This window comes from Phyllobacterium sp. P5_D12, assembly GCF_054049495.1.
In genome coordinates, this window is the sequence record NZ_JBFUMG010000679.1 from 1 (window position 1) to 2,099 (window position 2,099).

The 2,099-nt window shown below is 56.6% G+C and carries 2 protein-coding genes; both read right to left on the reverse strand.

Going from position 1 to position 2,099, the window contains the following annotated elements; all coding sequences use genetic code 11:
• Nucleotides 1–61 precede the first annotated feature (61 nt).
• Entirely contained in the window at nucleotides 62–1,129 is a 1,068-nt protein-coding gene (locus tag ACXJ5O_RS25200) for an ABC transporter ATP-binding protein (RefSeq protein WP_457302296.1), read from the reverse strand.
• A gap of 6 nt (nucleotides 1,130–1,135) precedes the next feature.
• Nucleotides 1,136–1,984 (reverse strand): carbohydrate ABC transporter permease, encoded by an 849-nt coding sequence (locus ACXJ5O_RS25205; RefSeq protein WP_457302297.1) that lies wholly within the window; start codon nucleotides 1,982–1,984, stop codon nucleotides 1,136–1,138.
• Between the last annotated feature and the right edge of the window lie 115 nt (nucleotides 1,985–2,099).

The window sequence follows — 2,099 nt, forward strand, 5'->3', positions numbered from 1 at the left end:
ATTTCGGTTCAATGCAGGAATTTTATTCCGCCTGAGGTTGTGAGTAATTATCCGGATTCGTCTATGCGATCCGCAAGCCGGTCACGCCGTGGAAGAGATGCACATCTGCCGCCTTGATACCAAGCCCAATCGCGTCCCCAGGGCCACGATCCGTGCGGCCCATGGCGAAGATGCAGACCTGCTGGTCGGCGAGTTTGGTATAAAACTGCGTCGAGAGACCGAGCGGCTCTATCACCTCGATCTTCGCCTTCAGCCCCTCACCACCGACCTCGATATTTTCCGGGCGTATGCCAACGGTCACCCGGTCGCCATCCTCCACCTTGAGTTCAGGACGCAACGCGATCATCTGACCGTCGGTGAGCTCTGCCGCAACCTTCTTCCCCTCACGGCTGACAACGGCGGGAAGGAAGTTCATACCCGGCGAACCGATGAACCCTGCCACGAACAGGTTAGCCGGATGATCATAGAGTTCGAGTGGCGTTCCAACCTGCTGGATGACACCGTCATGCATGACGACGATGCGATCGGCCATCGTCATGGCCTCCACCTGATCGTGCGTGACGTAGACTGATGTGGTCTTCAGTTGCTGATGCAAAGCCTTGATTTCTGTTCGCATATGGACGCGGAGCTTGGCATCGAGGTTTGACAGGGGCTCGTCGAACAGGAACACCTTCGGATCACGCACGATGGCACGGCCCATGGCTACACGCTGGCGCTGGCCGCCGGAAAGCTGACGCGGAAGCCGCTGCAGTAATACGTCGAGTCCCAGACGTTTGGCTGCACTGCCGACGCGGTTCATGACGAGTTCCTTTGCCGTCTTGCGCAGCAGCAAGCTGAAGCCCATGTTCGACGCCACATCCATATGCGGGTAAAGCGCATAGGACTGGAACACCATGGCGATATCACGATCCTTTGGCGCTACGTCATTGACGACACGCTCGCCAATTTTGATCTCCCCAGCCGAAATTTCCTCAAGCCCGGCGATCATCCGCAAAAGTGTGGACTTGCCACAGCCAGAGGGTCCGACGAGAACGACGAACTCGCCGTCGGCGATTGAGAGATCCACTGCCGACAGCACATTCATGGCGCCATAGTTTTTCTGGACATTGGAGATTGTGACGGAAGCCATCGATTGTTATCCCTTGACTGCGCCAGCGGTCAGACCGGTGACGAGATATCGTTGCAGGAAGGCGAAGAACAGGCATGCGGGGATGAGTGCGAGCACCGAAGCTGCCATCATCTGACCCCAGTCGACCGCAAATTTGCCGATGAAGGTCAAAAGCCCAACGGCGAAGGTTTTCTGGCTGTCGCTGCTGATAAGCATCAACGCGAAAAGCAGTTCGCTCCACGCGGCAGTGAAGACGAAGCCGAGCGTCGCACCCATGCCCGGCAATGTCAGCGGGATGATGACCTTGCGCAGCGCCTGTGAACGGCTGCAACCATCGATCATCGCTGCCTCTTCCAGATCCTTTGGAATGCCGTCGAAGAATGACTGCATCAGGAAGGTCGCAAAGGCGATGTTGAAAGCGATGTAGATGATGATGAGGCCCGTCAGGCTATTGGTAAGCCCCAGCTGACCCATGATGCGATAGATCGGCGGAATCACCATGACCAATGGAAAGGTCTGGGTCAGAAGCAGCGTTACCGCGACAGTGGTTTTGCCCCGGAAGGAAAAACGGGACATGGCATAGCCAGCGGCCGAAGCGACGATTGTGACAAGGACTGCCGTAATCACCGAAACAATCACGCTGTTCATGAAATAACGCGGGAAATCCGTGGCGCGCAACACGGTCTTGTAGTTCTCCCACGTCGAGATGGAAGGCCATAAGGTGATGCCTTCCGAATACAGCAATGACTGCGGCGTCACCGAAATCTTCAGCGTCCAGAACAGCGGAAACAGTGCGAAAATGACGTAGGCACCGACTGCGGCGTAAAGGCCGATGCCACCGAGAATACGCGCGTTGCGTGAGCGTCCTGCGATCATGACGCCCTCACAAGTGACTTGCGGATACGGATCAATACGATGGCGTATAATATGAGAAGCGCCAGCAGCAGCACCGCAACGGCGGAGGCATAGCCCTTGTCCAGCGTCTTGAATG

What these genes read in the sequence shown, in the direction of transcription:
- ACXJ5O_RS25200 (WP_457302296.1), bottom strand. Translation starts at nt 1,129, where the DNA reads ATGGCTTCCGTCACAATCTCCAATGTCCAGAAAAACTATGGCGCCATG.
- ACXJ5O_RS25205 (WP_457302297.1), bottom strand. Translation starts at nt 1,984, where the DNA reads ATGATCGCAGGACGCTCACGCAACGCGCGTATTCTCGGTGGCATCGGC.